Origin of the sequence: Stenotrophomonas sp. 278, assembly GCF_003935715.1 — a bacterium.
GTDB lineage: Bacteria > Pseudomonadota > Gammaproteobacteria > Xanthomonadales > Xanthomonadaceae > Stenotrophomonas > Stenotrophomonas maltophilia_AH.
This window is the reverse complement of record NZ_RHPP01000208.1, coordinates 1-5,163: the sequence shown is the minus strand read 5'-3', so window position 1 is coordinate 5,163 and position 5,163 is coordinate 1. Positions and strand designations below refer to the sequence as shown.

General features: G+C 67.1%; 4 protein-coding genes. All 4 read left to right on the top strand.

The features are described from left to right. The first annotated feature begins 177 nt into the window (after positions 1 to 177). Entirely contained in the window at positions 178 to 2,343 is a 2,166-nt protein-coding gene (locus tag EGJ34_RS20380) for a S46 family peptidase (protein ID WP_125362253.1), read from the top strand. A gap of 156 nt (positions 2,344 to 2,499) precedes the next feature. After that, positions 2,500 to 3,144 (top strand): histidine phosphatase family protein, encoded by a 645-nt coding sequence (locus tag EGJ34_RS20375; RefSeq protein WP_125362252.1) that lies wholly within the window; start codon positions 2,500 to 2,502, stop codon positions 3,142 to 3,144. Positions 3,145 to 3,167: 23 nt separating this feature from the next. Further along, positions 3,168 to 4,442 (top strand): bifunctional tetrahydrofolate synthase/dihydrofolate synthase, encoded by a 1,275-nt coding sequence (folC, locus tag EGJ34_RS20370; RefSeq protein WP_125362251.1) that lies wholly within the window; start codon positions 3,168 to 3,170, stop codon positions 4,440 to 4,442. 113 nt (positions 4,443 to 4,555) lie between these two features. Next, positions 4,556 to 5,163: SPOR domain-containing protein (locus EGJ34_RS20365; RefSeq protein ID WP_185750274.1), on the top strand; the 608-nt coding region annotated here is incomplete at its 3' end.

Sequence of the window (5,163 nt, the reverse complement as noted above, 5' to 3'; positions counted from 1 at the left end):
GGGGGGGGGGGGGTGGTTTTGTTTAAACACAGCGGGTTTTGTGCCCGCCCCCCGGGGGGGGGCGGCCGGGGGGGGGCCCGCCCCCCAAACCCCCGGGGCCGGCCAACGGCCGGCGCTACCGGCATCCCATGTCGGTGTCAGGTTAGTATCGGCGGTTCTTTCACCAAGGGCCGCTCCATGCGCTCGAATCTGCTCGCGTTCTCCGTCATTGCCAGCCTGGGGCTGGTCCAGGTCGCCCATGCCGCTGAAGGCATGTGGGTGCCGCAACAGCTGCCGGAGATCGCCGGCCCGCTGCAGAAGGCCGGGCTGAAGCTCTCGCCCGAACAGCTGTCCAACCTGACCGGCGACCCGATGGGCGCGGTGGTGGCGCTGGGTGGCTGCACCGCCAGCTTCGTGTCGCCCCAGGGCCTGGTGGTGACCAACCACCACTGTGCCTATGGTGCGATCCAGCTCAATTCGACCGCCGAGAAGAACCTGATCAAGGACGGCTTCAATGCGCCGACCCTGAAGGACGAGCTGAGCGCCGGCCCCAATGCCCGCGTCTTCGTGCTTGACCAGATCACCGACGTCACCGACCAGGCCAAGGCGGCCATCGCCGCCGCCGGCAAGGACCCGCTGGCCCGCACCCGCGCACTGGAAGCCTTCGACAAGGCCCAGACCGCCGCCTGTGAAGCCGAAGCCGGCTTCCGCTGCCGTCTGTACAGCTTCTCCGGCGGCAATACCTACCGCCTGTTCCGCAACATGGAAATCAAGGACGTGCGCCTGGTCTACGCCCCCCCCGGCAGCGTCGGCAAGTTTGGCGGCGACATCGACAACTGGATGTGGCCGCGTCATACCGGCGATTTCTCGTTCTACCGCGCCTACGTGGGCAAGGATGGCAAGCCGGCCGCGTTCTCGGCTGACAACGTGCCTTACCAGCCCAAGCACTTCCTCAAGTTCGCCGACCAGCCGCTGGGCGCGGACGACTTCGTGATGGTGGCCGGTTACCCGGGCCGCACCAACCGCTACGCGCTGGTGGGCGAGTTCAATGAAACCGCCAACTTCACCTATCCGATGATCGCCCGCCACTACAACGCGGTACTGGCGCTGATCGATGCCGCTGGCAAGGTCGATCCCGACATCAAGGTGAAGTACGCCAACACCGCCGCCAGCATGAACAACGTGGCCAAGAACTACGCTGGCCAGCTGGAAGGCTTCAAGCGCATCGACGCCGCGGGCCAGAAGCAGGCGGAAGAAGCCGCCGTGCTGGCGTGGCTGAAAAAGCAGGGCGCAGCGGGCAAGCCGGCGCTGGCCGCCCACGCCCAGCTGCTCAAGCACCTGGACACCAGCAAGTCCACGCGTGAACGCGACCTGTTCGTCGGCCAGTTCCACAACACCTCGGCGGTGGCCGCCGCGCTGGCGCTGTACCGCCTGTCGATCGAGCGTGCCAAGCCGGATGCCGAGCGTGAAGCGGGCTACCAAGAACGCGACCTGCCCACCATCGAGGGTGGCCTGCGTCAGATGGATCGCCGCTACGTGGCACGCATGGACCAGCAGCTGCAGCAATACTGGCTGAACCAGTACGTGGCGCTGCCGGCGGACCAGCGCAGCAATGAAGTGCTCAACCAGTGGCTGGGCGGTACCGACACCGCCGCTGTTGATGGACTGGTGAAGAAGCTGGCCGCTACCCAGCTGGGCAGCCTGGACGAGCGCCTGAAGTGGTTCAAGGCCGACCGCGCTGCGTTCGAAGCCAGCACCGACCCGGTCATCCAGTACGCCGTCGCCATCACCCCGGCACTGCTGAAGATCGAGGAGCAGAAGAAAACCCGCGAAGGTGAGTCGCTGATCGCCCGTCCGGCGTATCTGCAGGCGCTGGCGGACTACAAGAAGAGCCAGGGCGAGTTCGTCTATCCGGATGCCAATCTGTCGCTGCGCATCACCTTCGGCAATGTGATGGGCTACACCCCCAAGGACGGCGTGGCCTACACCCCGTTCACCACGCTGGAAGGCATCGTCGCCAAGGAAACCGGCGCGGATCCGTTCGACTCGCCGAAGGCGCTGCTGGACGCGGTCAAGGCCAAGCGCTACGGCGGGCTGGAGGACAAGCGCGTGGGGTCGGTGCCGGTGAACTTCCTGTCCAACCTGGACATCACCGGCGGCAACTCCGGTTCGCCGGTGCTGGACGCGCACGGCAAGCTGGTCGGCCTGGCCTTTGACGGCAACTGGGAGTCGGTCAGCTCCAACTGGGTGTTCGACCCGGTGATGACCCGCATGATCGCGGTGGACAGCCGCTACATGCAGTGGATCATGCAGGAAGTGGCTCCGGCCCCGCAGCTGCTTAAAGAGTTGAACCTGGCGCAGTGATCACCTCAAACCCCGCGGATTCCGCGGGGTTTTTTGTTGCCGGTGTTACAACCCGGCCTCGCGGCCTGCCGACACGGTAGAATGCAGCTCCCCCACGATCGTTCACGTTCTGTGAACGATTGCGACTGTCTTCCCTTTCAAGGATCTCTAGTTCGCATGCGCATCCTGCTTGCCCGTCACGGCGAAACGCCGTGGAACGCCGAAGGCCGCTACCAGGGCCAGATCGACATCCCGCTGTCGCCCATCGGCGAAGCCCAGGCCCAGGCCTTGGGTGCGCGCCTGGTCTCGGTCGACATTACCCGCGCCGTGGCCTCGCCACTGTCGCGGGCGCAGCGCACCGCGCAGCTGGCGCTGGGCAGCGAACGCGCCGCGTCGCTGCTGACCGAACCGGACCTGCAGGAAATCGCGCACGGCGAATGGGAAGGCCTGCTGGCCAGTGAGATCCACGAAAAAGATCCTTCGCGCCTGCGCGCCTGGCGCGAAGAGCCGGACACCGTGCTGATGCCTGGCGGCGAGTCGCTGCGCCTGGTGCTGGACCGCAGCTGGCGCGGCCTGGCGCGCGCCACCGAAGGTCTGGGCGAACACGACACCTTGCTGGTGGTGGCGCACGATGCGGTCAACCGCGTCATCCTGTGCCGCATCCTGGGCCTGCCGCTGTCGCGCCTGTGGACCTTCCGCCAGGCCCCGACCACACTCAATCTGCTCGAAGGTGCCGACCTCGACAGCCTGGAAGTGGTGCGTCTGAACGATTGCGCCCACCACACCCCGTTCTTCGGCGAAGCCAAGCATCGCGCGCTGTAATTCCACAAACACGATTCATTGCCATGACCACCCTCCGCCCGCAGACCCTGAGCGACTGGCTCGCCTTCATCGAGCAGCAGCACCCGGCCACCATCGACATGGGGCTGGACCGCGTGCGCGGCGTTGCCCGGGAGATGGGGCTGGGCGCGCCCGGCAAGCGCGTGATCGTGGTCGGCGGCACCAATGGCAAGGGCTCCACCGTCGCCTTCATCGAGGCCATCGGCCGTGCGGCGGGCTGGAAGGTGGGGGCGTATACCTCGCCGCACCTGCTGCGCTACAACGAGCGCGTCCGCATCGACGGTGAAGATGCCAGCGATACGGCCCTGATCAGCGCCTTCAATGCCATCGAGGACGCCCGCGGGGAAACCACGCTGACCTACTTCGAGTACGGCACCCTGGCGGCGCTGCACCTGTTCGACCGGGCCGAGCTGGATCTGGCAGTGCTGGAAGTGGGTCTGGGCGGTCGCCTGGACGCGGTCAACATCGTCGATGCCGACGTCGCCGTGATCACCACCGTGGACATCGACCACAGTGAATGGCTGGGCGAGGACCGCGAAGCCATCGGCGCGGAGAAGGCCGGCATCATCAGGGGCTGGAAGCCGGTGATCCTGGGCGAAACCGATCCGCCGTCCAGCGTGCTGGCGCGGGCCTACCTGCTCGGGGCCAACGCGATTCGTGGCGGCAGCGATTTTTTTGCGGACGTGATCGACGGCCAGCGCTGGCGCTGGCGGGATGTCGGCATGCGCATCGAACTGCCGATGCCGGCCCTGCGCGGTCCGATCCAGCTGCGCAACGCCGCGTCGGCCATTGCCGCGCTGCGCGCGCTGGACCGTCCGTTGCCGCGCGCGGCCATTGTCGAAGGCGTGGCCAACGCACGCATCAGCGGTCGTCTGCAGGCATTCCAGCGCGCTGGCGTCGAAGTGCTGGTCGATGTCGGCCATAACCCGCAGGCGGCGCGCGAACTGGCCGCCGCGCTGAAGGCGGCACCGGCCAGCGGCCGCACCATGGCGGTGTTCGCAGCCCTGCAGGACAAGGATGCCGTGGGCGTGGTCGACGCACTGGCCGCGCACGTGCAGGCCTGGCATCTGGCCGGGCTGGATGGCACCCGCGCGCAGAGCGCGCAGGCGCTGCAGACGCGGCTGGCCGATACCATCGCCGCCGATGCCACCACCCACGCTACCGTGGAAGACGCACTGAAGCACGTGGTGTCCAACGCGCAGGCGGGTGATCGCGTGCTGGTGTTTGGTTCGTTCCACACGGCCGCACAGGCATTGCAATGGCTGCAATCCACGCCGTGAGCCGTTCCGCTTGAGACGCGCGTCCCGGCCATCATTCAGCTGGTTTGGACGCGACCACTGCCCACCCCCTTATAATCAAGCCGGCATTCCGCCGCGCCGCCTGCCTGCCTTCCGTGGATACTCCTCTGAAACAGCGACTGATTGGTGCCATCGTTCTGGTGGCCTTGGCCGTGATTTTCCTGCCCATGCTGGTCAAGGGCCCTGCGCCCGACAGTGGCGTGGCCAATGTGCCGATTGCCGCGCCGGACGCTCCGGAGGACGGTCAATTCCAGACCCGCGAGCTGCCGCTGGTGGCCCCGGCCGGTGGCGCAACTGGCCTGCAGGGTGCTGCGTCCAGTACCGCACCGTTGAATGAAGCCGCCGCCACGCCGGCTGACGCCGCCGTCCCGACGGACACCTCGCCGGCCATCGCTGCAGGCAACTATGCGGTCAGCTTCGGGGCTTACGCCAGCCAGAAGGACGCCGAGGCGGTCATCGCCTACCTCAAACGTTCCAATCTGCCCGGTTTCAGCGAGCCGGCCACCATCAACGGTCGCCAGGCTTTCCGCGTGCGGGTAGGACCCTACGCAGACCGCGCCCAGGCCGAAGCCGCACGTCTGGAGGCGGTCAAAGTCCGCAATGACGTGAAGGCCGAAGTGGTGACCCTCGACGCGCGCGCTGACACCCCGGCAGCGGCTGCGCCGGCAGCAGCCTCCAGCGCCAGTGCCGCTCCGGCGTCGGC

Bases quoted from the DNA above. Each gene is read 5' to 3' on its own strand.
- EGJ34_RS20380 (WP_125362253.1), top strand. From the start codon at position 178: ATGCGCTCGAATCTGCTCGCGTTCTCCGTCATTGCCAGCCTGGGGCTG.
- EGJ34_RS20375 (WP_125362252.1), top strand. From the start codon at position 2,500: ATGCGCATCCTGCTTGCCCGTCACGGCGAAACGCCGTGGAACGCCGAA.
- folC (WP_125362251.1), top strand. From the start codon at position 3,168: ATGACCACCCTCCGCCCGCAGACCCTGAGCGACTGGCTCGCCTTCATC.